The sequence below is a fragment of the Lysinibacillus sp. NPDC097868 genome, from assembly GCF_044761135.1.
In the GTDB taxonomy this organism is placed as follows: Bacteria; Bacillota; Bacilli; order Bacillales_A; family Planococcaceae; genus Lysinibacillus.
This window is the reverse complement of the sequence record NZ_JBIWBS010000010.1, coordinates 18776-43722: the sequence shown is the minus strand read 5'-3', so window position 1 is coordinate 43722 and position 24947 is coordinate 18776. Positions and strand designations below refer to the sequence as shown.

The window sequence follows — 24947 nt, the reverse complement described above, 5'->3', positions numbered from 1 at the left end:
AAAAGACTGCTTATGAAAATTCATAAGCAGTCTTTTACGTGATTACTCACGTTTTTCATCGATTCCTTTTGGAGAATCAGTTTGATCCAAACCTTCTTTTGGTAAATCCGCTGTTGTTGGAGTTGGCGCATCACTTAGCAATTCTTTTTCAAGAACAGGTTTTCCGACTTTTTCTAATGACGGTTGTGCTTCAGCTTTTGGCGCTTCGTCTTCAACGTTTTCCAACGCTTCCGGTTCTGGTAGGACACCATGATCACGTAAATGCTCAATTTCTTGCGCATTTAATGTTTCTTTTTCCATTAATGTTGTCGCAATTAAATCAAGTAACTGACGGTTTTCTGTCAGAATACGTTTAGTACGTTCATATTGCGTATCGATAATTTTTTGCATTTCTTTATCGATTTCATAAGCAACTGAATCAGAATAGTTTTGATCTGAATTGAAGTCACGACCAAGGAATACATTCCCTCCTTGACTTGACCCAAACTGCATTGCTCCAAGATTTTCACTCATACCGTATTCAGTAACCATAGCGCGCGCAATACTTGTTACTTTTTGGAAGTCATTATGTGCTCCTGTAGATACTTCACCTAGCACAATTTCCTCTGCCACACGACCACCAAGTAGACCTGCAATACGGTCTAAAAGCTCTTGTTTCGTAGTGAAGAAACGCTCTTCCTTAGGTAACATAATTGCATAACCACCCGCTTGACCGCGTGGTACAATCGTTACTTTATGAACTGTATCCGCTTCATCAAGTTCTAGACCAACTACAACGTGGCCAGCTTCATGGAAGGATACAAGTTTTTTCTCTTTCGCTGAGTAAACACGGCTAGCTTTTGCTGGACCTGCGATTACACGGTCAGATGCCTCATCGATATCTGCCATATTAATCGAACGTTTACTTTTACGAGCAGCTACTAGAGCGGCTTCGTTTAATAAGTTTTCTAAATCAGCACCAGAGAAGCCTGGTGTACGTTGTGCTACAGCTGCTAAATCGACTGAATCCGATAGAGGCTTATTGCGTGCATGCACTTTTAGAATTGCTTCACGACCTTTTACATCAGGATGACCTACTGTAATTTGACGGTCAAAACGACCTGGACGTAATAACGCTTTATCTAAAATATCTGGACGGTTTGTTGCAGCGATAATAATTATACCTTCGTTCGCACCGAAGCCATCCATTTCAACTAGTAATTGGTTCAATGTTTGCTCACGTTCATCGTGTCCACCACCAAGGCCAGCGCCACGTTGACGACCAACAGCATCAATTTCATCAATGAAAATGATACATGGAGCATTTTTCTTTGCATTTTCAAATAAATCACGCACACGTGAAGCACCTACGCCGACAAACATTTCTACGAAGTCAGAACCTGAAATCGAGAAGAATGGTACGCCAGCTTCACCAGCTACTGCACGAGCAAGTAATGTTTTACCTGTACCCGGAGGACCTACAAGTAAGATACCTTTTGGAATACGAGCACCAATTTCAGTGAATTTGCGGTGATCTTTTAAGAAATCTACGACCTCTACAAGCTCCGCTTTCTCTTCATCTGCACCCGCTACATCAGTAAAACGAACTTTTTTCTTTTGGTCATCGTAAAGCTTAGCTTTACTTTTACCAAAGCTCATTACTTTATTGCCGCCACCTTGAGATTGACTCATTAGGAAGAAGAATAAGAAGATGATAATGATGAATGGAATAATACCTGTAAAGAACTGTACCCATCCACTCGTTTCTGGTGCTTTCAAGAAATCTATATTGCTATTCTTATCCTTAGCAGCTGCATCGATTCGATCCATCAATGTTTGGTTATCACGGGGAAGGTTAACTGTAAAACTTTCGCCTTTTTCATAACCTTTCATGGAACCTTCAACAATATATACTGATTTATCAGGTTGAATTTTTGCTTCTGTAATTTCATTCTTATCAAGAGCTTCTAAAAACTCTGGGTAAGTAATTTCTTTCGTCGGTGATTTACCACCGTTGAAAGTACCAAATATACCAATGATCACTAGGAAAATCAGTAAATAGAATATGGTATATCGAAATATTCGATTCATCTCCAGCCTCCTCATTACAAACAGAAAAATTATAAGTAAAATCTTAACATATCATGATTTCATCATACAACGAAAAGCCTTACTTAAAAAAAGTTTCGTTCGAATTTTGTCGAAATCTAAACATATTTATTCCTACTAATTACAATCCCAGCGTATTTGCACCCGGTGATTCCTTTTTGGCACAGCTTTTGTGTGCCCGTAATTGAATTGTATCTTAACAACACAACACCTATGTCAGCCGCTGGAGGCTTTAACTTGTACCCACGCGTTAATCGAGCGGATATTTAAGCATTAAAACGAATAAACTTCCGGTTTTAAAATACCGATGTATGGTAAGTTGCGGTATTTTTCCGCATAGTCTAAACCATAACCAACTACAAAGCCATCTGGAACTTTGAAGCCAACATAATCAGCAGCAAGATTTACTTTTCGTCCTGACGGTTTGTCTAAAAGAGTAACAATTTTGATTGATTTTGCTTTACGATACTTAAATAGATCAACTAAGTAGCTAAGCGTTAATCCACTATCGATAATGTCCTCGATAATTAATACGTCACGCCCTTCAACACTTGTATTTAAATCCTTTAAAATCTTTACTTCGCCAGATGAAACAGTGGCATTACCATAGCTAGATACATCCATAAAATCTAGCTCAATAAAAGAATCGAAACGTTTCATCAAGTCTGTCATAAATGGCATCGCACCTTTAAGTACGCCAACAGCTAACGGGAATGAATCTTTATATTCCTCTGTTAATTGGGCACCTAGCACAGCGATTCTTTCTTGCAGTTGTTCTTCAGTAATCATAATTTTTTCGATGTCATTTTGTAACATATCGATTCCTCCTCGTGTTGTTTCAAAAATTTTCAACCTGTATGTAGGTGAAATATTTTACAAAGACCATTAGTCTACGATGAGCACTGTATCATCGCTTGGCTGCGGGGTAGTTGAAAAGTAAATACCCATACGCACACCAATTACCGCTACGACCTCGTCAGATTGAGAAATCAGTAACGGCCAGCTATTTCGCTCATTTAAAGGAATCTTTTCATCTATAAAAAGGCGAGATAAACGTTTTGGCTTATCCATTCCTTTTAACAGCATTCGGTCTCCTTCCTTACGTGCCCTAATATAGAGTGGAAGTGTAAGTTTATTGGCGTTAAAGTAAAAAAGTTGTGCAGCGTCCGTAATCAATTCAGGTGCTAATTCAGATAGCCGAACGACAGATAAACGAATACCATTTGTCAATATCGTCCCACCATTAGCAGACAAAACAAACCCATTTTCAGGATAAATTTCACTTTCTAATGATTCGCTTTTCTGAATCGTCAATTTGCCATAACGGCGAACTGCTATAAAACCTTCTGGCAAGTGAATTTCAGCATACCCAGATGTTGTTTCACAAAGCTTTGAAAGCGAAGTTAAGATAGCATAACTTTGTATCGTATTTGAATCTTTGTAAAGATAGTTTAATAGTATTAAAATGAGCCTCCTTTGTAAAGCAGGTGCTACCATTTCAAACGCTTCTATCTCCATACTATACATATTTCCATTGTATATTTTTACTGTTTTTGAAAATATGTCTTGCGCAAGTGTCATTAAGTACGCATCATCCTCTTGCAAATGCTTTGTAAAACGACTCGTCTGCTCAGCTACACGTGGGTTTTCCGCCTCCAATAGTGGTACTACGTGGTGTCTAAAGCGATTTCTTACGTAGGAATCTTTCGTATTGCTCGCGTCTTCACGATAATTCAAGCCTTGCTTCTGTAAATATTCCCTTATTTCGGACTTTGTAACCGTTAAAAACGGACGAATTAATGATTTTCCTTCAAAAAAACGCTGTGAGCGAATACCTTGCATACTATTCATCGTGGCATTTTTCGTCAAGGCCATTAATACTGACTCCAGTTGGTCGTCCGCATGATGTGCAGTTACAAGCTTGGTTGCCATCGTTGTATGTATGATTTCTCCAAAATAACGATAACGTTCCCTACGACAAATTAGCTGTGAGTTGCCATTTTCTGACGCTATGATTTCTGGAATTGGAATCGCTGTTGAATGCAAGATAACACCATATTTATCACAATATTTTTGCACAAAAGCTCGATCCTCCGCTGATGCCTCACCTCTTAACATATGATCGACATGCACTGCCTCGATTTCAATCCCCCATTGTTCTTTTGTTTTAACAAAGTAATGGAGTAATGCCATTGAATCTACACCACCCGAAACGGCGATGAGAAGATGATCGTCTTGCTGTAGTAATTGCTCTTCATCAATAAATTGTTTGACTTTTAATTCAAATGACAAACGCTTCTCCTCCCCTTTTCGTTTTCTTTTATGAAGATTTACTCATGGAATATTGAACCGGTTTAAATACCGCCCATGTAGGTACGACGTGGGTAACTTCTAACATCAACACTGTACAGTCATCTTCTATTTCATAATATGTCTGGAAGGACTGCATAATTGTTGTTAATTTATCTTGGATTGTTTTATTTGTGCTTGCTACCTGTTGTGCGAACGTTAAAAATGCTTCTTCCTGTTCATCCCAATCGGCGACACTTGAAAACAGACCATCTGAATGCATAAGAATGACATCGCCTGCCTTAAGCTTTCTTTTTTCAGCCTCAACCGCTGAAATCGACAAAAAGCCAACTGGCGCTGCGTTACTTTCTACTTTCAACACCTCTTTACCTCGTAAAATATAGGTGGACATTCCTCCCGCCTTCCACGACCATAAATCACCATGTTGTAAATCCACTAAAGCAAAATCAAGCGTTGCATACATGTCATCTTGTTGTTTAAGCGACATCACATAATGCAATGTATGCATTGCAGTCTCGGGATTCATATTGAAATTCAAGCATTCCCGCATTAAATGAATCAATTTTCTACTCTCATGCTGTGCTTCTTTACTCTGTCCCATACCATCGGACAATAATATTGCAAATAGCCCTGGATGCAGTTGGAACAGCGCATGGGAGTCACCAGAATAGAGTGTTGCATCTTTTGACATGCTATATATATCATACTCTACTTCAAAGCTAATAGCTGACCTAAAGCTTACTTGTATGTGACGAAATGGTACATCACATTCAACTACTTTTTCAATTTCAAATGGTTCATCAAAAATATCATATAAAATTGGTAAAATCATACGTTCAGCCAATGTCGTGTCCTCTTCCCAATCGACACGTGCAGGTGCTAATGCACACACTATTTTTCGTGCTCCTGCTTTATTGCTTAGCACATCAAGTTGAAAACATTCTATATGGGCATCCTTCAATCGTTGAACAATATCCTTCTCTACACTAACGAATGAGATAGTTTCTTCTTTCATCTCAGCGATGAGCTGATTAAGGTGATTACTCATATCACGTAGCTGTAGTGCAATCATTTTTTTTCCGTGAAAATACTGGCCATTAATACGCTCTCTATAAAGTTCCGTATCTAACTCCTCGAATATTTTCGTTGATTTAACACATTTATAACGTATTTGTTCTTCTACTCGATGAATAGCTGATTCCTTCCCTACCCCTTTCATATGAAACCAATCCGTCATAAGCTTGTCCATGCCATTATTTTGTGCCCCCCAGCACCGATCATGGCGAAAACAGCTTAAACATGTATTCATAGGAGCTACTTCCTCCTTCACTGCTACAGGGGCCGTCATAAAGCGTTCAAAGACTAACTCTTTCATGAAATGAACAAAGTGTTGAAAGTGCTCTAGCTTAAATGTAACATGCTCTGTCAACCAATGCTGCCTTGCTAATAACACTTCTTCCCGTTGTGGAAAAAGCTTATTCCTCACTTTATCTGAATAGCCTTTAGGGATAACTAAAAAAATAATACTGCCTATAGCAATTGAAGTGAAATACACACTATCTAAAGGTAATGTTGCATCATAAAATAAAAAAAACACACTTGGCAGGATACTACCGATTGCAACACCAAATCTCCCTGCACGTGCTCCCATACCTGCACAAAGACCTGTTAAGGTAGCTACAGATAACATCCCTGTAAATGATAGCTTGGCCACCCCGATAAGCGTTCCAAGTATAGCCCCTATAACTGTCGCTAGCGGCACACTTCCTACAAATGCGCCAAAGCAAATTAGTAGCTGCAATAAAAAAATCGGCAATGAAAAATAGCTAATGACGACCGCTTGCATCCCTGTTAGCATAGCTGCAAATACAACTAGCGCGGAGCCAAGCCGTTCATATGTCCAATTGCTTGTAAACCACTCATAAGAGTTGACGAAAAGCACTTGCATAAATAACGTCATAATAAGTGCTAAGGCTACCTCACACCCTACATAAAATTGCACAAGTACCGGCGGAAGACCTTGGTACATTATGCCCTGCCACAGTACTTGCACGCTTAGTACAGCAAGAGAAACGGCAATGCTTTGAGGGAGTCGCCAATATCGGAAACGCATTATACACTCGTACATGCCTATTTGTAATGCTAGAATGAGGACTTGTCCAAAACCTAGGAAATAGCAGCCTATTAAACCGCCTAATAATACGAATTTCGCATACTCTTTATACTTACTGCGAATTATCGCCCAAAAAGGTACAGAGAAAGGTACAGCTGCTTCAAACACAACAGATTGAGCTAAAAAAAAGGATGTTAAAAAAAATAGGGAACCTATAAATAATTGCCTTTTTCTCGCCCCCGATTTTTGGTCGTCTACATTCGCTGTTTCATACCATTCAACACTAGTCATTTCATAATCCCCTTTCTACACTTTTTCGTTATTATAAGAAATTATGTGTGGAAAGATTGTCTGACGATGGCAAAAAAAAATATAAACATTTCGACGAATACATATGCATAAATACGATAATTGTCAGTAACTACTAAAAAAATGGGTAGCTGTACATATTTGAAGTAAATATTTTTCGCAATATTCCACTATTAACTGTATTTATGGTACTAATGTCAATTTTCGCGTTCAAATTATTCATTTCTTTGTCTTTTCATTAAGCTAATACACGTTTTTTCAACTTTATTAGATTTTTATTAAACTTTTTTCATAAAGATATTGACACTTGGTTTGATGGATTGTATTATTTAACTTGTCCTTTAAAAAGACATGCGGAAGTAGTTCAGTGGTAGAACACCACCTTGCCAAGGTGGGGGTCGCGAGTTCGAACCTCGTCTTCCGCTCCAATACTGTTTTGGCGGCCTAGCTCAGCTGGCTAGAGCGTACGGTTCATACCCGTAAGGTCGGGGGTTCGATCCCCTCGGCCGCCACCATAATTGGCCCCTTGGTCAAGCGGTTAAGACACCGCCCTTTCACGGCGGTAACACGGGTTCGAATCCCGTAGGGGTCATACATGTAAAAACGTCTCAGAAGTACATCTGAGACGTTTTTTTATTGTTTCGGGCATAGTAACAAGTATCATTAGCATTTTAGTATGCCTACTTTCTCAAAATGTGGCATACTTATAATAAAATGCACATGTTACTAGGAGGTTCACTGTCTTTGGGTTCATTAACTAAAGCTGCTTTAACATGCGGGAGTGGCTCAATGATCATTCTCGTATCAATACTTATCAACTTACCCTTTGCCATTCAAATTTTCTTACTTCTTGCAGGTCTCATCATAAGCGTATATGGTGTGTACTTACTCGTAAAAATGGTGACCCATCCTGTGGAGAAGACACCTGAAACAACAGCGGAGCAGCCTGTGTCAGCTCCAAAGAAGAAAAAAGGACCAACTTCAACTTTATAGGTACGCCCTACCGAAAATCGTACTTCACCACGTAATTTCAACTACATGAAATTACGTTTTTTTGATTCAAGTAATACTAACTGCCCTCAGCCACTGTATAGAATTTGCGCTTACAAACAAAAAAGATTAGCCTTTGTTATAAACAAAAGCTAATCCCCGTTCTATTTAATACACTTTTTCTACGATTAAAACAGTCAGCAAACTACCCTCTTCTAGCCCCGCGACCACCACGTTTTGACTCTGTAGCACGTTTTAATGTTGCTAGACGTTCATCACTATCTTTTAAGAAACGTGCCATTTTTTGCTCAAAGTTTTCCTTCGGCTGATGGCGTTCGTTACGATCATTAGAACGATTGTCACGACGCGGACGTTGAGGACGCTCTGGTCTCTCAACTTGAGGCTTTGCTTTACGGATTGAAAGACCAATCTTTCCATCCGCTTCAACATTCATCACTTTTACTTCAACTTCATCTCCAACTTTTAGATGCTCATTGATATCTTTTACATAATTGTCAGCAACTTCACTGATGTGTACTAAGCCTGTTTTGCCGTCTGGCAGCTCAACGAATGCTCCAAAATTTGTGATTCCTGTTACTTTACCTTGTACCTTGCTGCCTACTTCAATTGACATAAAAAAAATGCTCCTCCTTAAAAATTAAGCGACTCTTTTGAGCCATGTAATCAATTTAATCAAACTTTTTACTTCAATAAGTTTCTCTTTTCATTATATATAACTAAAAAAGTGTGTCAACAATACATAGCTTTTCAGTCGTCTTTTTTATCTTCCTTATCAGGAATAATGAAAATAATTTCACCTTCCTCTGATAAGAAGTACTCTTTGCGTAATAGCTTTGCTATATACTCATCATCTTCTAATTGTTTAATCTTAAGATTTAACGAATCCTGCTCATCTTTTACCTTTACCAAATGCTGAGTTGCCTCTTGTTTTTTCTTTTCTTTTTCAGCTAACGTCTCAGATTGATGGACTAGAACATTTATGAGGAAGGCGATAATGACGACTGGCACAATCGCAAAAAAAACAATACGGCGTATTTTTCGTTTACGCGATTGCACTTTACGATTCATAGCCTTATCCGTGTTACGGACATAGTCATTATCAAGCTTTGTGTAGTTTTGTTGTTCATCTTTTGATGAATGACGTTTAGTCATGCCCGCACCTCCGAAGTTATTGTTGTCTTTTATTATACTTGATATATCGAAATTTTTTTAATAAAGTGTAGGACAAATACGAATAAATTTTGACAAAAGGTCTTAAGACGAAAGCTCCAATTTTCATAAATATGTGTAGGATTTGTCGAATAATAGCGATTATTAAACGTACGATAAACCAAAAGGGTTTCCATGTTATATTCACTATTATACGTGCAATGAAACGTAAAAAGGTTTGAAAAAAGGTCTGATATAAAAAAATACCAGCAATCTGCGCAAGCGGGTCGTAAGCCCGCCATGCGCCATCTTTTAACCAAAACAATAAATAATACGTTAACCCTCCGAGTAGAATCCAAGTCAATAATTCTAAAACCATCATCCACTTTCGGAGGCTTGACCTTTTTGGAGTTGAAAAAACAATGAGCCTTACACTATCAATAATAAATCCAACTGCGATACCGCTCACAACCATGACTAATAGCTGAACGAATTGCTGACTAACAATCATCCAAACAATTTATGAAGGAAACCCTTCGAGAAGCCACTTTCCTCCTCGTCATACTGTAAGGTTTTTACAGTTCCTTCAAGCGTCAATAACCCTTTGTCAACATCTAAGTGAACGATATGCAGTTCCTCTCCACGAATCAATAAATGCCCTTGGGACGTCTTAATAAAAAACTCTTCCTGATCAAAGCGTTCAATTGATTTTACAGAAGTCATGTCCATTCTTTTACGATTACGAATCGTTAAAATATGTTCTCCAGATGGAATTGTGTAACGATTACTTTCTTGATGTAGCGTCATTTTTTTCCTCCTTTAGTCGTCCTAGCTTCTGTTCACTTTATGCGGACAACCTTAAAAGCATGACAAACTTTATGAAAGTTGCCTTACTTTTATTAAGGAAAAATTTATAACGTTACTAGCAAATCAATTACAACTCGGTATAATTGCGCCCAGATTTTTTTCGAGCACGATTAAAATGCGAGACAATTGCAGGAACCTTTAACTTGATTCAGTCAGCGTTTGAACTATGAAATCAGTGTTGGAATTTATCCCTATGGAGTACTTCTGAAGCAAGTGAAAATTAGTCTTCGTCATCAATAAATTCAGGCTCAACCTTTTCAAGACGCTCTTCTTTTAATATTGTAAACATCTTTGCTGCATCTTCTTTTTTAACAGTGTCACGCAACTCTTCCACGCGAGCTGTAACAATTTTTTGGCCAAAACGAATAGCTAGTTCGTCACCAGCCTTCACACTACTACTAGCCTTCGCTACTTTACTATTAATTGTGATACGACCTTGGTCAGCGACTTCTTTTGCTAACGTACGTCGTTTTATTAATCGTGAAACTTTTAAATATTTATCTAATCGCATTTTATTACTCCTTCTCAAGTTGCTTTGCTTCAAGCCAAAAAGCATCTAATTGTTCTAGTGTATAATCTGAAAATGGCTTACCACTAGCTTTTACTTTCGCTTCAACATAGCCAAAGCGTCTTGCAAACTTCTCATTTGCATGCAGCATGGCCTCTTCGGGTGATAGCTTGTAAAAGCGAGCTAAATTAACGAGCGTAAATAACACATCTCCAAATTCATCGAGACGCGTCATATTAGACCCTTTCGCCACTTCATGACGGAATTCCTGCCACTCTTCTGCAAACTTATCCCATGCGCCATCTACATCTGGCCAATCAAAACCAACTTTAGCTGCCCTTTTTTGATAATTGTACGCTGTTTGCAGTGCAGATGAAGCACGATATTCCTCTTCCAATAACGGCTTGTCGCTAATACCTTTTTCTTCAGCCTTGATCGCTTCCCAATTGGCAATGACACCGTCAGCATCCTCAACTGAGACATCTCCAAATACATGAGGATGACGACGAATCATTTTTTCACTAATTGAAGCTAAAACGTCCTCTAATGTGAAGTAGCCTTGATCTTCTCCAATTTGCGCATGTAGAAATACTTGTAATAATACATCCCCAAGCTCTTCAATCATCGCAAAATCATCTTCTGCATCTACAGCGGCTAAATATTCATGTGCTTCCTCTAGTAAATATTTCTTTAGTGATTCATGTGTTTGCTTTTGATCCCACGGACACCCATTTGGTCCACGTAAAGTAGCAATAATTTGGCGGAAAGTTGCCCAATCACGTAACGCTTCCTCCTGAGAAGTCACCGGAGGCACATAAACCGTTGTTAAATTATTTACTTCAACGCTTTGGTCAAGCTCATATAGCGGAACTGTCACTAGCTTTTCTTGAGAGGATCCCGCTGCTGTAACGACCGTTACTGGATATTCATCATCATATTTCTCCATCAATGTCAGCTTCACTTCCGACGCACTGAATGTATCATATACTTGTGCAATTAAAATGTGCTGGCGCATATTAATGTCATGCATCGAAAAGCTTGTGCCATCAAGTAATTGGAAGCCCTCAATTGGGTCAATTTTTAAGGCTCCAAAAATAGGGTCTAAAAAGCTCTGACCACCTTCTATTACTACATTGACCTTATCTTCTTGTGCTGCTCGAATAAGAAGTTGCACAGTTTGCTCTGCAACTAGCGGATGACCAGGTACAGCGTACATCACATCTCCCAGTGCAGTAGCCTCGATTAATCTTTGCGCAATTTCTTCATACACTGGCTGGAATGTACTATGCTTCTCATATACAGCGTCAAAGCTTTCAAATTGTAAGCCTTCATTAGCTAACTCCTCTAATACAGGGTGATCAACCGTCCGGACAAACAACTTCTTTGCTGCTTTTAATTTTTTATAAACGCCCATTTGCAACTGATTGAAATCACCAGCGCCAAGACCTATTATCGTTAATGTATTCAATAACTCCACCTACTTCTTTCTATTTAACCATAGTTGATAAACAGCCATTCTACGACCAAAAGGCAGTAAATACCATTCTTTTTCAGCAAGTACTCGTAGTTTTGCAATGCAAGTAATCATCACCATTGCGCCAATACAAACCGCACTGAAGCCAGCAACTACAGCGACAAGGCGTTCAGATAAAATTCCATTTAGCAAAGCTGGGGTAAATTGTAGCCAAAGTATTACTACCACTGACATACATAATGATGCAATGCTAAGCTTTTGATAAAAGCTTGCAGGTGCCAATTGAATGCCTGTAATTTTCTTTAAGTACAGCACGAGCGCTAATGCTGTGAACAAAAGTCCCACATTATTAGCAACAGCAGCGCCTAGAACACCAAACGGTGCAATTGTGAAGACATTTAGTAATACTTTTAATAAAAAACCTACAAATAAAAATAGAGCTGGCATTTTTAATTTCCCAAAACCTTGCAAAATAGCTGTAAATGTCAAAATAATTGACAACGGTACAATTTGTAGAACATATAACATGAGTACTTCTGATAATGCATCTGTTTTAAATAGCATTGCATTAATATAAGGCATGACTAGTATTAGCCCTAGTGAAGCTGCCCAACCAAACAATACAGAGGCCCTAAACGTAAGCTGTATAAATGGCATCGCACTGCGCCCATTTTTCTTGTTAGACATATGTGCAACAAGTGGCACAATGGCAAGCGATAATGAGGCAGCAATGACAACCCCTAGCTGCACCAATGGTTGTCCACGGTCATAAATACCTTTTGTTTCCTTAGCTAATGTCTCGTCCATTCCACTATCTATGAGTAGTGAAAAAATAGTAAAAGAATCGACAAGCTGATAGCCAAGCAATAACAAGCTACTCATACTCACACTTAAACTAAGCAATGTCACCTCTTTTAACACAGGAAAGCTTGCTATTCGTTGTTGTTGTTTGCCAATAAAAGAACCAAAGCGTTTTCTAAAAAGAAACGCAATTAATAATAAGCCAACTACTTCTCCGATGACCGTCCCAACAATAGCCATTTGTCCTGCCCCATAGAGGGATTTTGTTGTCGCCATAATTATAAACGTACCAGCCAAAATAACGGAAACTCTTACCGTTTGCTCCAGTACTTGTGCATAAGCAATTGGCTCCATAATCCCTCTCGATTGAAAGCCACCCTTAAAAATAGCAAGTGCTGGCATTACTAATACAATAAAAGATCCTGTGCGTAATAATAGCGCAAGATTAGCATCACCCATCATTTTCGCAAGTACATCTGCTCCAGCAAATAAAACACCAAAAAATACGAAGGAAAGTACTGTTAAATAACGAAAAATAATCCGCATAATACTTCGTCTTTTCTCTGTACGTTCTTCCTCATCTACAATACAATCATTATCTGCAAGCATTTTTGAAATAGCTACAGCAAAACCACTTGATGTCCATACTACAAAGATGGATATTACAGGATACACTTGTTGATAAATGTAAAACCCTTCGTCACCAACTAGATTTTGAAAAGGTACACGATAAATTGCGCTTAAAACTTTTACAATGAGCGCTGCAATGGTTAGTAATGCCGCACCCTTCATGTAACTTTTCATACCAAATCGTTCCGACATAAATTGTCCTCTTTCCTTCATTTAACAATGCCAATAGTATAGCATACCTCAAAAGTATGACGCTCACGTTAACACTGTCTCCGCTATCGGCACAGCATTATGTATACAAAAAAAGTTATTGTTCACCCTAAAAGAGTCATGACAATAACTTTCGATGTTCATCAATTATTCATTTGTTTTGCTAAGAAATTAGCAGCTGTTTCCACTACTTTTACTTCTACTTCGCCAACAAAATGTACTTTAGATAAAACAATGATACAACCAATTGGATCACCATTCACCATGATTGGTGTTGCACAATATGATTTAACTTGCTCATATTGTCCAGGAACAATTTCAATAGTTGTTTCCATTTTCTCAATTTTTGTTGAACGCTCGTCCATAAAACCTTCTGCAAAAGATGTAATACGGCGATTGATATATTCTTTCTTGCCAATCCCTGCAACAGCGATTACTTCGTCTCGGTCTGTTACAAACGCTGGAGTGCCTAGCGTTTCATACAATGTTTCTACATACTCACGTGCGAATTCTCCTAAATCATTAATTGGAGAATACTTTTTCAAAATGATTTCACCTTCACGGTCCGTATAAATTTCTAACGGGTCACCTTCGCGAATACGTAGCGTTCTACGAATTTCTTTCGGTATTACCACACGTCCTAAATCATCTATACGACGAACAATTCCTGTTGCTTTCATGCTAAACTGCCTCGCTTTCGTATTCATTAAAATTTTTCTACAACAATAGTATGGTTTTTCTCAAGACAATCTATGCAAAAAATGAACGAAAAGGATTTTGAATCCAACATTATTTTTTTTAATAAAAATTTGTCTTTTCATACAATAAGGCTGAACTTGCCAATTTGTCAACAAGTTCAGCCTTTTTTCACATATTTTTTTTCGATTTTGCAATAATCTGCATTATTTCTTCTAATATATCAAAATGATGGTATTTATTGCATTTACGCTCATCAATTGTCAATATCAATTGCATACTATCCATACCAAAGCCAACAGCTCGCTCAAATTTCATCGTTTCAGTTACAATTTTACTGCCATCTACTTTTGCAGACCCCTCTTCAGATATCAAAATAGAGATAACCTTTTGCTTTTCTTTAATAGAGGAAACGCCCATTTCTAAGCCCCAAATTTTCATCCGTGCAATACGCAGTAACCGTTCTGTTTCAATCGGTAAATCACCGAAACGGTCTTGCAATTCTTCAATAATTTCTTCGTATTCATCCACTTGGTCCATCGCTTTAATGCGTTTATACATTTGAATTTTTTGATAGCCATCCGGAATATACGTATCAGGAATATAAGCATCGACGTTCAGTAAAATTTCTATCTCTGGCTTCTCCTCTTTTTTCACGCCAGTTTGTCGTTCTGCGATGGCCTCTTCTAGCATTTGCGAGTACAAGTCAAAGCCAACAGAATCAATAAAGCCATGTTGCTGTGCACCTAATAAATTACCAGCTCCACGAATCGATAAATCACGCATAGCAATTTTAAAACCAGATCCGAGCTCCGTAAACTCTTTAATAGCTTGTAGTCGTTGCTCTGCTACATCTGTAAGTACTTTATCACGCTGATACATAAAGTAGGCATACGCTACTCGATTTGATCGACCTACACGACCTCGTAATTGATACAGTTGCGCTAAACCCATTCGATCTGCGTCATGGACAATAAGCGTGTTGACATTAGGAATATCTACTCCAGTCTCGATAATTGTAGTCGTTACAAGAACATCATAATCCCCTTCAATAAAGGCTAAGATGACCGATTCTAATTGTGCTTCAGTCATTTTGCCGTGTGCATGACCGATACGTGCTTCAGGGACAAGCGTTTGAATCTCGTCAACCTTCCGTGCCATATCCTCTACTCGATTGTATAAGTAAAATACTTGGCCACCACGTGCCATTTCACGCTCAATTGCTTCTCGTACTAGTGCACCACTATGCTCCATAACATAAGTTTGCACTGGGAAACGGTTTGCAGGAGGCGTTTCAATAACCGATAAATCACGCACACCTACCATAGACATATGCAGCGTTCTTGGAATAGGCGTTGCTGTTAAAGTTAACACGTCCACATTCGTTTTCAACTGTTTAATTTTTTCCTTATGCGTAACACCAAAGCGCTGTTCCTCATCTACAATGAGTAGGCCAAGATCTTGGAACGTTAAATCTTTAGATAATATTCGATGAGTTCCTATTACAATATCAACTTGCCCCTCTTTTAAACCCTTTAATGTCGCTCCTTGCTCTTTTTTCGTACGGAAGCGAGATAGTAGGCCAACATTAATTGCAAAGTCCTGGAATCTCTCACGGATCGTCTCGTAGTGCTGCTGCGCTAAAATCGTCGTAGGCACGAGAAAGGCAACTTGCTTACCGTCTTGAATGGCTTTAAATGCCGCACGAATGGCTACTTCTGTTTTGCCATATCCTACGTCGCCACATACTAGGCGATCCATTGGGCGTTCTCGTTCCATATCACGTTTTACTTCAATAATTGAACGTAGCTGATCTTCTGTTTCTTCATAAGGGAATGATGTCTCAAAATTACGTTGATCATCATTATCAGGGGCAAAAGCATGCCCTTTTTCCGCTTCACGCTTAGCATAGAGCTTAATTAAATCATCTGCAATATCTTGAACGGCAGAGGAAACCTTTGCTTTAGCTTTTTTCCACTCCGCACCACCTAATTTATGTAGCTTCGGTTCGCGATCTTCAGATGCCACATATTTTTGAATTAAATCAATTTGCTCCACAGGCACATATAATTTATCATCTGCGCGATATCGTATATGCAAGTAGTCTTTATGTGTCCCATTGACTACTAGTGTTTCTACACCGATATATTTCCCAATCCCATGGTGCACGTGCACGACATAGTCGCCCGGCTTAATTTCTGTATAGCTTTTAATACGCTCTGCATTTGTCATTTTTTGAGGGCGTGATTTTTTCTTTGCTTGCTGTTTAAATAATTCATCCTCTGTTACGACTGCCAAACGCTGCAAAGGCAATTCAAATCCGCTTGATAATCCACCTTCTACAATATAGAGACCAGACTCAGTCGGCTCCCCGATTGTTGCATGAATGTCGTATTCCTCAAGCATTTGCTGTACACGCTTCACGCGGTTTTTATCCCTAGCAACGATAAGCACCGTAAATTTACCGAGCTGCCATCGTTCAACTTCATTTTGTAATAATGCCATTTGCCCGTGGAATTGCTGCATCGGCTTACATGAAAAATTAGTTGTCTTATTAAAGGTAATACCAGCAAACGTGCGTGAAAATAATGAGAAATATAGCTTCTGCTGTGAAAGCATTGCCAAAATCTCCTTTAAAGAAAAGGCTGGCTTCACATCATGTACCATTTTCCCCTCTTCAATCAGTGATAAAAACCACTCTTCTTCTTCACGCTCCCATGCATCCATTACTTCTTGAATGCGGCCAAGCTCATCAAATAATACGATGCCATCCTGTGCAAAATAATCGCCTAAATAAGCCGTTTTATCATATAACAACGAGCCGTATTTATTAACGAAATCTGGGAGGTTTCCTTGCTGCAACAGTTCAATATCGTATTGAATATGTTGATACAGAAGCTCTTTCGTCTCCTGTTTCTTTACTTTTTTCAAGCTTGTCGCTAACGCAATTTCTAAACGATCTGCTAAAGCTATTCGTTCTTCCTTAGTCAAAATTACTTCTGACGCAGGTAAAATACGAACTTTTTGTAATTTATCTATTGAACGTTGATCATCTGCTGAAAATGTACGAATCGAGTCTACTTCCGTATCGAATAACTCTATTCGAATAGGTGCTTCTAAATACGGAGGATATATATCTAAAATGCCTCCACGCAACGCAAATTCACCAGGCGTAGTTACCATTGAGTTACGGACATATCCCATCGCTACGAGCGTTTGGAGCCATTCCTCTATTTGTACTTCCTCGCCTACGGCCGTCTGTAAAAAATAATGTATCCAATGTTCTTTCGGGGGCATCATTTTTCGCAAGCCAGCAATAGGTATAATGTAAATGGCTTTTTCACCTCTCGCTAGACAATCAAGCGTTGCGATACGCTCTGCTCGAAGCTCCGGAGAGGCCACTGATAAGTCTGCAGCAATAAACTCATCTGCTGGGTAATAGTGGACATATTCCTCTCCTAATAACCCTACAAGCTCATCCGCCATTTTTTGTGCCTGCAATAAATTGGGTGACACAATATAAATTGGTTTTTGTACATGGTCAAATAACGCATCGACCATAATTGGCCGTGCGCTTCCTGTTAAACCTGTAATGAGCTGAGATGCTGTATTGCCGCTCTGAATCTCCTGTAAAAATGATGTGATATGTTTGTCCTGCGACACAATCTGTCGTAAAACTTCCACAGTCAAAAGCTCCTTTCAGCGCGAAAATTCTAATTATTCAATGTGCTCATACTATCAATCTAGTACAATAAAACACATTTCATTTGTCTAATTATCAAGTTCACCTTTGTGTAATTGTCCTAGTCATTAAACTCTCTGTTTAGAAAACATAACGCACTCATATACATCATGTTTATTATCCTTGCATTACTATTGAAAGAGCGTATATTTCTACTTCAAAAAATAAAAACGGAAAAAGCTTTGAACGCACGCAATGTGCGCCAAAGCATCCTTCCATTATTGAATCCATTTATTGAGTGCGTGATAATCTGGATATTGTCTAAGCGAATCCTCACATTGCTCACAAATGCAGTGAACAGTCGTTTGTCCATGTTGATCCTTTTCAACATAATCATCTGCCTCACCTAATTCGAAAATATGCAACTTTCGAATTGTATCATCTGCATCAAATGGTAGTGTTCCTATTTCTACTTCACAATGCCTACAACGGTAGCGAATTGCCATCTCCAAATCATCCTCCTTTAAGCAACTTACTACTTAAAGTATAGACATTTTGGAAAAAGATTATGCACCGTTAAATTGGCTCATCACATCAAGAAATGGTTTTGAAAGAGACGCTTCTATTGCATTAACACTATTATCAATAGCATCTGCCATAACAATATTGTCTTCTTTAGAAAACTTCGATAGCACATAATCCGCTACCTTCATGCCAGCCGGTGGACGACTCACACCAATACGAATTCGATTAAATTCCTGTGTTCCTAAATGTTGAATCAAAGATTTAATGCCGTTATGTCCACCTGCACTACCTTTTTGACGCAAACGCAATTTTCCTGTTTCTAAATCTAAATCATCATAGATTACAATTAAATCTTTTACATCAATATCAAAATAGTCCATGAGAGGTCTAACGCATTCACCTGATAAGTTCATATATGTTAAAGGCTTAACAAGTAGAACCTTTCCTTCAGGACGATGTACTGTCGCATACATGCCATTGAATTTTGAAGTTGCTAACGGAGCATCCCACTTTTTAGCTAATGCATCAATTACATCAAATCCAATATTATGTCTTGTATGCTCATAAGGTTTACCTGGATTTCCTAAACCAACGATAATTTTCATAAGTACCTCACTTCTTTCAATCTAATAGTCATTATTTTACCATACTGAGCTATAAGAAAACATTTCGTTCATCCCGTTATGAACAAATATACGTATGATAAAAATTTATCAGTCCGTCGTAAAAACCGTTAATTTTTACTACAACAAAAAAAGCTATCGAGTCCGTCTTTTACGACTTCCTCGATAGCCTTCCCTTCAAACATACATTTAACCTTATGACTCAACGCTTTCTTCAACTTCAGTATCGTCATCTGTCGAAACTGTTGGCGCCATAATTGTTACTAAAATATGATCATCTTCGTTCACAATTTCAAAATCCACATGATCGCGAATATCCGCTACCATAATAGTTTCTCCAATTGCTAGTTTCGTAATATCAATTTCTAATGTTTCTGGAATATCAGTAGGTTTAACTTTTATTTTTACTTCCAAATTCGGCTGCATTAAAATGCCACCTTCACTTACACCAGCTGATTCTCCAACAAGTGTTACCGCTACGTCTACTTCTAATTCTTCAGACATATTAATTGCTAAAAAATCAACATGATTCACTTCATCTTTCAGTGTACATCTTTGTACTTCTGATACAACGACATTTACCCTTTCACCATCTAACTCCACCGGAATGACACCATTACGTCCGTTTTTTTGAACGAACTGTCTAAATTCTTTCGCTGAAATAGAAATTGGGGTTGAATCTAGTTTGTAGCCATAAATAACAGCAGGAATGGCTCCCCCTTTTCTAAGTTGGGTTAATGTTGAACGATGCCCAGCTTCGCGTTTATTTACACTTAACACTGTACTCATACTATACCTTCCCCTTCCAAGAAAATTATTTATGCCCTAACACTGATGCCACATGCAAATTACAGAATTCAATATAAAAAATGCTATCTTCTGATATTAGTTTATGACAGTCGCTAAAGGCTTTTATAATATTTACATCTCTTTTCTCTAATAAACGTAAATATTACACAGTAACAAATACTATTATACCCTTTAATTAGAATATTCAAACTTAACAGCTATACAAAAAGGACAAATCTACTCATAAATGTAGATTTGTCCTTTTTTTGTCACACATTATGCTATATCAAATATATATTTATTCTAATTAAAATTAATCGAATAAAGTACTTACTGATTTGTTTTCGTATACACGAGAAATTGCATCCGCCATTAATTTAGCTACTGAAAGCTCTGTAATTTTTGGTGATTTTTTCTCTTCAGAAAGTTGAATTGTATTAGTTACTACTAATTCTTTAATTGCAGAGTTTTCAATACGCTCGATTGCTGGACCTGATAGTACTGGGTGTGAGCAGCAAGCATATACTTCTTTTGCACCAGCAGCACGTAAAGCGTCAGCGCCAATTGTAATTGTACCTGCAGTATCGATAATATCATCAATCAAGATTGCCACTTTACCATCAACATTACCAACGATATTCATCACTTCCGCAACATTTGGTTTTGGACGGCGTTTGTCAATAATTGCAATCGGTGCTTTTAAACGTTCTGCCATTTTACGCGCACGAGTTACTCCACCGTGGTCAGGAGAAACAATTACGATTTCCTCAGAAGGAATACCTTTAGATTTGAAGTAATCAGAAAGTAAAGGTACCGCCATTAAGTGGTCAATTAAAATATCGAAGAAACCTTGGATTTGTGGTGCGTGTAAGTCTAAAACGATAACACGTGTTGCACCAGCCGTTTCAAGTAAGTTTGCCACTAATTTAGCTGTAATTGGCTCACGCGCTTTTGCTTTACGGTCTTGACGAGCATAACCATAATAAGGCATTACAACGTTAACTGTACGAGCAGATGCGCGTTTCACGGCATCTACCATAATTAAAAGCTCCATTAAATGTTCGTTTACAGGTGCAGAAGTAGACTGCACGATAAACACATCACAACCACGAATACTTTCTTCAATACTAATTTGAATCTCTCCATCGCTAAAGTGCTTAACTGAAGATTTCCCTAATTCAACTCCCATTTCTTGCGCAATTTCTTGGGCTAGTGGGTTATTAGAATTGAGTGAAAATATTTTTAATTGTGAGTTTGCATATTGATACGGCATGATGGCCTCCTGTTTATTTGATAATTATTTTGAATTTAATTTGCTTACATAATTCGGTTTGTTTTCTTGTCTTGCACGAGCAATTGCTAGTGCATCCTCAGGAACTTCTTTTGTAATTGTAGATCCTGCTGCAATAAATGAACCTTTTCCAACTTTCACTGGCGCTACTAAGTTAGTATTACATCCTACAAATACATCATCTTCAATAATTGTTTGGAACTTGTTTTTCCCATCATAGTTTACTGTAATAGAACCACAGCCAACATTGACGTTATTGCCTATTTCAGCATCTCCAATATAGCTTAAATGAGATACTTTTGTGTCGTGACCTAATTTACTTTTCTTCACTTCTACAAAGTTACCGATTTTAACATGGCTTCCGATATCAGAAAGTGGGCGAATATGTGCAAACGGTCCAATTGCTGTATCTTCCGCTACAGTGCTTTCTCGTACAACAGATGAATGTACAGAAGTACGGTCACCAATACGGCTATCGATAATTTGTGTATTTGGACCGATTAAACAATCTTCTCCAATTACAGTTGCTCCTTCAATCATAGAGCCTGGTTGAATCACTGTATCACGACCAATTACTGCATCTGCGCTAATGTACGTAGCATTTGGATTAATGATCGACACGCCATTACGCATATGACGCTCATTAATACGCGTACGCATTAACTCTTCCGCTTGTGACAATGCCACACGGTCATTCACACCGAGTGTTTCTTCAAAATCATCCGTTACATAAGCTTCAACGATATCGCCTTGTTTTTGTAAAATTTCAATTACATCAGGTAAATAATACTCACCCTGTGCATTATCATTTTTCACAAGTTTTAATGTTTCAAATAATGCTTTGTTATCGAAGCAATATGTCCCAGTATTAATTTCTTTCACTCGTTGCTGCTCTTCACTTGCATCTTTTTGTTCAACAATTTGCTCCACCTGTCCACCATCGCCACGTAAAATACGACCATAGCCAGTTGGATTTTCAGCAACAGCTGTTAAAATTGTTGCTTTTGCATTTTTTGCTTGATGATGCTCAAATAAAGCTTTCATCGTTTCAGGGCGAATAAGTGGCGTATCTCCGCAAACAACTAATGTTGTTCCTTGCTCGCTACCTAAAATTGACTCTGCTTGTTGTACTGCATGTGCTGTACCTAATTGTTCAGCTTGTAAAACATACTCGCTCTTATCTCCAAGTTGTTGTTTTACTTTTTCTGCACCATGTCCTACAACCGTTACGATGCGGTTCACATCTAACGTTTGAATGTGATCCACTACATGCTGTACCATGGGTTTCCCACATACTGGATGGAGCACTTTATATAATTTGGACTTCATACGTGTACCTTGACCTGCAGCCAAAATGACAGCAAAAATATTGCTCATCAGTAAGTCCTCCAATACGCTCATTTTCTCTTATGACTATATAGCAAAATTCATCTATTTTCAAGGCATGTAGAATTGACTAAACGGTGAATTCCTAAATCAAACACACCTTATGCTCGAATGTAATGAGCTATACACTACAAATTGCTGTTTTTCTCTTTTTTGAAAAATAAAAAGAACTCCTCAATGATTGAAGAGTTCTTTTTATTTTCTTCCGCCAAAAGGATACTTATTTGTAAATAACCTTTAAACGAGTATTTATTTTCATAAAACTATACGCCAATTCCTTCTAATTCAGCTGCTTTTTCTGACTCTGGCAAATCGCTAGAGTTATGGTAAGCATTTAAAATAATCTCTTGAATTTTGTTACGTGTCGTTGAATTGATAGGATGCGCAATATCTCTAAATTCGCCATCTGGTGTACGTTTACTCGGCATAGCGACGAATAAGCCTGTATTCCCATCAATAACGCGGATATCATGTACCACAAACTCATTGTCGAGTGTAATGGAAGCAATCGCACGCATGCGACCATCCGTTTGTACATGACGTAATCTTACATCTGTAACTTCCATTTTCTCACCACCTCTCATCTTAGATGCCTAAATGAAAATATTATATTCATATTACCGAATATTTCCCTTTTCATAGTCTACCAAATTTTCTAAAAAATTTGAATACTTCATTTTTAATTCGTTACAATATTTTCTCTAGTTTACGGTAAATTTGACAATTGTTTGTCAAATTTTTAAAAACTAATTAATTACGCGGGGTAATTGCGTCTTTTTAGCCTTCTAGAAAAGCCCCTTTAAAAATCTATGACATTCCATTAATTTGTTTCAACAGAGGTTTGAGTCCGCACTGAAATCAGTGCATATTTAGTTTTTATTCGGCTCTTTTAGAATTAGAAGGCATAATTTAAAGCAAAAAAAAGCCCTATAAAAGAACTTTCAGTGTGTTCACAAAAGCATCAAGAAGTTGAACTCGATGGCTTTTGTCTTTTTTATCCTTTTGATGCTCATAAATTAGATTACTCTACCAACGTGTTCCGTTGTTTGGAGTGCAAGACCGCGACTTCTGCTCAGAACAGCACATAACGTAATGCGCAACAAACCTCGCCTTAGCGAGTTACGACTTACAGAGCGCTGTGCAGAAAGCGCCACACGCCATGTAAACCAACGGCAGTATTAATCTATAATAAAAGAATAAATGCCCTTTAAAAGAGCTTTCGTTCTTTTAAAGGGCTACTAAATTTTATTTTACGATTGCGATAACTTCTATTTCTACTTTCACATCTTTTGGTAAACGTGCTACTTCCACTGCTGAACGAGCTGGTTTATGCTCTCCAAAATGACTTGCATATACTTCATTCATTGCAACAAAGTCATTCATATCTTTCATAAAGACTGTTGTTTTTACTACATTGTCTAGTGATGAGCCTGCAGCCTCTAGCACTGCCTTTAGATTAGCAAATACTTGGTGAGTTTGAGCGACAATATCACCCTCTACTAATTCGCCTGCTGCAGTTAATGGAATTTGACCTGAACTATAAAACATCCCATTAACGATCATTCCTTGTGCATATGGTCCAATTGCTGCTGGTGCATTCGTTGTAGATACTACATTCATTTGTCATTTCTCCCTTTTTGTAAAATAATTGCCTTCACTTAATGCAATCGTACGATCTTTTTCATTGACCTCATGAAGCTTTACAAGTGAATAGTAATCATCTACTAAAGTTTCGTCTGCATGCTCTGCCTCAACTAGCACAGCAATGCCAGCTAATTGACAGTCAAACTCTTCTAATAGATTCTTCATGCCGTTCATCGTACCACCGACCTTCATAAAGTCATCGGTAATAAGTACACGCTGTCCACTCTTCATGCTTCTTTTAGATAATACCATTGTCTGAATTCTTCGAGAAGAACCAGATACATAATTTATACTGACTGTAGAACCTTCTGTTACTTTGCTGTCTCTACGAACAACAACAACTGGAACGTTTAAATGCCTTGCAATAGCATGGGCAATAGATATCCCCTTTGTTGCTACTGTCATAATAACATCGATTTGCTGGTCAGCAAATGCAGATGCAAAAACCTTCCCAACTCGATTAATTAAATCTGGATTGCCCAATAAATCCGTCATAAATAAATAGCCACCAGGTAACAATCGATCTGAATGTTCAAGCTCTGCTTTTAAATCCTGGATGACTAAACGAACTTCCTCTTCGGACATTTTAGGAATATACTTCACACCACCTGCAGCTCCTGGTACTGTTATCAATAACCCGATTCCTTTTTCTTCGAAAGTTTCTTTAACAATCGTTAAATCTTCACTAATCGAAGACTTTGCAGATTGATATAATTCTGAAAAATAAGTTAGCGGGATCAGCTGATGTGGATGTTCTAGTAAATAGTACGTCATATCAACTAGTCGTTCACTACGCTTCCATTTCATGCGACCCTCTCCTAAACACGAATATTTATAGGTA

22 protein-coding genes and 3 tRNA genes are annotated in these 24947 nt (G+C 38.1%); 4 read left to right on the top strand and 21 right to left on the bottom strand.

Annotated elements, in window-relative coordinates; all coding sequences use genetic code 11:
* Window positions 1-42: 42 nt before the first annotated feature.
* The 4 genes from ftsH to ACIQXJ_RS23770 all read right to left on the bottom strand — a co-directional run bounded on the left by ftsH (window position 43) and on the right by ACIQXJ_RS23770 (window position 6802).
* Entirely contained in the window at window positions 43-2070 is a 2028-nt protein-coding gene (ftsH, locus tag ACIQXJ_RS23785) for an ATP-dependent zinc metalloprotease FtsH (protein WP_403058514.1), read from the bottom strand.
* 291 nt (window positions 2071-2361) lie between these two features.
* Window positions 2362-2904, bottom strand: coding sequence for a hypoxanthine phosphoribosyltransferase (gene hpt / locus ACIQXJ_RS23780; RefSeq protein WP_228134267.1), 543 nt, complete (start codon window positions 2902-2904; stop codon window positions 2362-2364).
* A 69-nt stretch (window positions 2905-2973) separates the two neighbouring features.
* On the bottom strand, window positions 2974-4380 hold the full coding sequence (tilS, locus tag ACIQXJ_RS23775) for a tRNA lysidine(34) synthetase TilS (protein WP_403058511.1): 1407 nt from the start codon (window positions 4378-4380) through the stop codon (window positions 2974-2976).
* A gap of 28 nt (window positions 4381-4408) precedes the next feature.
* Window positions 4409-6802, bottom strand: a complete 2394-nt coding sequence (locus ACIQXJ_RS23770) for a SpoIIE family protein phosphatase (RefSeq protein WP_403058508.1) — start codon at window positions 6800-6802, stop codon at window positions 4409-4411.
* Between the two features lie 371 nt (window positions 6803-7173).
* Here ACIQXJ_RS23770 and ACIQXJ_RS23765 point away from each other — a divergent pair.
* From ACIQXJ_RS23765 to ACIQXJ_RS23750, 4 genes are all read left to right on the top strand, one after another.
* Window positions 7174-7248, top strand: a tRNA-Gly gene (locus tag ACIQXJ_RS23765).
* Window positions 7249-7258: 10 nt separating this feature from the next.
* Window positions 7259-7335: transfer RNA gene (locus ACIQXJ_RS23760), tRNA-Met, on the top strand.
* A gap of 5 nt (window positions 7336-7340) precedes the next feature.
* Window positions 7341-7412: transfer RNA gene (locus tag ACIQXJ_RS23755), tRNA-Glu, on the top strand.
* A 152-nt stretch (window positions 7413-7564) separates the two neighbouring features.
* Window positions 7565-7813 (top strand): hypothetical protein, encoded by a 249-nt coding sequence (locus ACIQXJ_RS23750; RefSeq protein ID WP_403058505.1) that lies wholly within the window; start codon window positions 7565-7567, stop codon window positions 7811-7813.
* A gap of 202 nt (window positions 7814-8015) precedes the next feature.
* Here the strand turns inward: ACIQXJ_RS23750 and ACIQXJ_RS23745 are convergent, their stop codons facing one another.
* The 17 genes from ACIQXJ_RS23745 to purR all read right to left on the bottom strand — a co-directional run bounded on the left by ACIQXJ_RS23745 (window position 8016) and on the right by purR (window position 24913).
* Window positions 8016-8444: a S1 domain-containing RNA-binding protein gene (locus tag ACIQXJ_RS23745; protein ID WP_219363866.1), complete on the bottom strand. Its 429-nt coding sequence runs from the start codon at window positions 8442-8444 to the stop codon at window positions 8016-8018.
* Window positions 8445-8578: 134 nt separating this feature from the next.
* The gene (locus ACIQXJ_RS23740) at window positions 8579-8983 is read right to left on the bottom strand and encodes an FtsB family cell division protein (RefSeq protein WP_403058502.1); all 405 of its coding nucleotides are present in this window, start codon (window positions 8981-8983) and stop codon (window positions 8579-8581) included.
* A 16-nt stretch (window positions 8984-8999) separates the two neighbouring features.
* Entirely contained in the window at window positions 9000-9491 is a 492-nt protein-coding gene (gene yabQ / locus ACIQXJ_RS23735) for a spore cortex biosynthesis protein YabQ (protein WP_403058499.1), read from the bottom strand.
* The gene (gene yabP, locus ACIQXJ_RS23730) at window positions 9488-9787 is read right to left on the bottom strand and encodes a sporulation protein YabP (RefSeq protein ID WP_004229167.1); all 300 of its coding nucleotides are present in this window, start codon (window positions 9785-9787) and stop codon (window positions 9488-9490) included. The genes yabQ and yabP overlap by 4 nt, the downstream gene beginning before the upstream one ends.
* 280 nt (window positions 9788-10067) lie before the next feature.
* Window positions 10068-10358, bottom strand: a complete 291-nt coding sequence (locus ACIQXJ_RS23725; protein ID WP_228134262.1) for an RNA-binding S4 domain-containing protein — start codon at window positions 10356-10358, stop codon at window positions 10068-10070.
* Window positions 10359-10362: 4 nt separating this feature from the next.
* Window positions 10363-11823, bottom strand: coding sequence for a bifunctional methyltransferase/pyrophosphohydrolase YabN (gene yabN / locus ACIQXJ_RS23720; protein WP_403058496.1), 1461 nt, complete (start codon window positions 11821-11823; stop codon window positions 10363-10365).
* A gap of 9 nt (window positions 11824-11832) precedes the next feature.
* Window positions 11833-13452 (bottom strand): putative polysaccharide biosynthesis protein, encoded by a 1620-nt coding sequence (locus tag ACIQXJ_RS23715; RefSeq protein WP_403058493.1) that lies wholly within the window; start codon window positions 13450-13452, stop codon window positions 11833-11835.
* A gap of 161 nt (window positions 13453-13613) precedes the next feature.
* A complete protein-coding gene (gene spoVT, locus ACIQXJ_RS23710) occupies window positions 13614-14150 on the bottom strand; it encodes a stage V sporulation protein T (RefSeq protein WP_107896456.1) in 537 nt (178 codons plus the stop codon).
* A gap of 187 nt (window positions 14151-14337) precedes the next feature.
* A complete protein-coding gene (gene mfd, locus ACIQXJ_RS23705) occupies window positions 14338-17850 on the bottom strand; it encodes a transcription-repair coupling factor (protein WP_403058490.1) in 3513 nt (1170 codons plus the stop codon).
* A 276-nt stretch (window positions 17851-18126) separates the two neighbouring features.
* Window positions 18127-18354, bottom strand: a complete 228-nt coding sequence (locus ACIQXJ_RS23700) for an anti-sigma-F factor Fin (protein WP_228134495.1) — start codon at window positions 18352-18354, stop codon at window positions 18127-18129.
* A gap of 60 nt (window positions 18355-18414) precedes the next feature.
* A complete protein-coding gene (gene pth / locus ACIQXJ_RS23695) occupies window positions 18415-18978 on the bottom strand; it encodes an aminoacyl-tRNA hydrolase (RefSeq protein ID WP_340821444.1) in 564 nt (187 codons plus the stop codon).
* A 213-nt stretch (window positions 18979-19191) separates the two neighbouring features.
* Complete coding sequence (locus tag ACIQXJ_RS23690; RefSeq protein WP_403058486.1) at window positions 19192-19785, bottom strand: 50S ribosomal protein L25/general stress protein Ctc; 594 nt, start codon at window positions 19783-19785, stop codon at window positions 19192-19194.
* Between the two features lie 313 nt (window positions 19786-20098).
* Window positions 20099-21058, bottom strand: coding sequence for a ribose-phosphate diphosphokinase (locus tag ACIQXJ_RS23685; protein WP_340821447.1), 960 nt, complete (start codon window positions 21056-21058; stop codon window positions 20099-20101).
* Window positions 21059-21082: 24 nt separating this feature from the next.
* Window positions 21083-22453 (bottom strand): bifunctional UDP-N-acetylglucosamine diphosphorylase/glucosamine-1-phosphate N-acetyltransferase GlmU, encoded by a 1371-nt coding sequence (glmU, locus tag ACIQXJ_RS23680; RefSeq protein ID WP_403058483.1) that lies wholly within the window; start codon window positions 22451-22453, stop codon window positions 21083-21085.
* Between the two features lie 272 nt (window positions 22454-22725).
* Window positions 22726-23028, bottom strand: coding sequence for a septation regulator SpoVG (spoVG, locus tag ACIQXJ_RS23675; protein WP_403058480.1), 303 nt, complete (start codon window positions 23026-23028; stop codon window positions 22726-22728).
* A gap of 679 nt (window positions 23029-23707) precedes the next feature.
* Window positions 23708-24082: a RidA family protein gene (locus ACIQXJ_RS23670; protein WP_340821450.1), complete on the bottom strand. Its 375-nt coding sequence runs from the start codon at window positions 24080-24082 to the stop codon at window positions 23708-23710.
* 3 nt (window positions 24083-24085) lie between these two features.
* A complete protein-coding gene (gene purR / locus ACIQXJ_RS23665; protein ID WP_340821451.1) occupies window positions 24086-24913 on the bottom strand; it encodes a pur operon repressor in 828 nt (275 codons plus the stop codon).
* Between the last annotated feature and the right edge of the window lie 34 nt (window positions 24914-24947).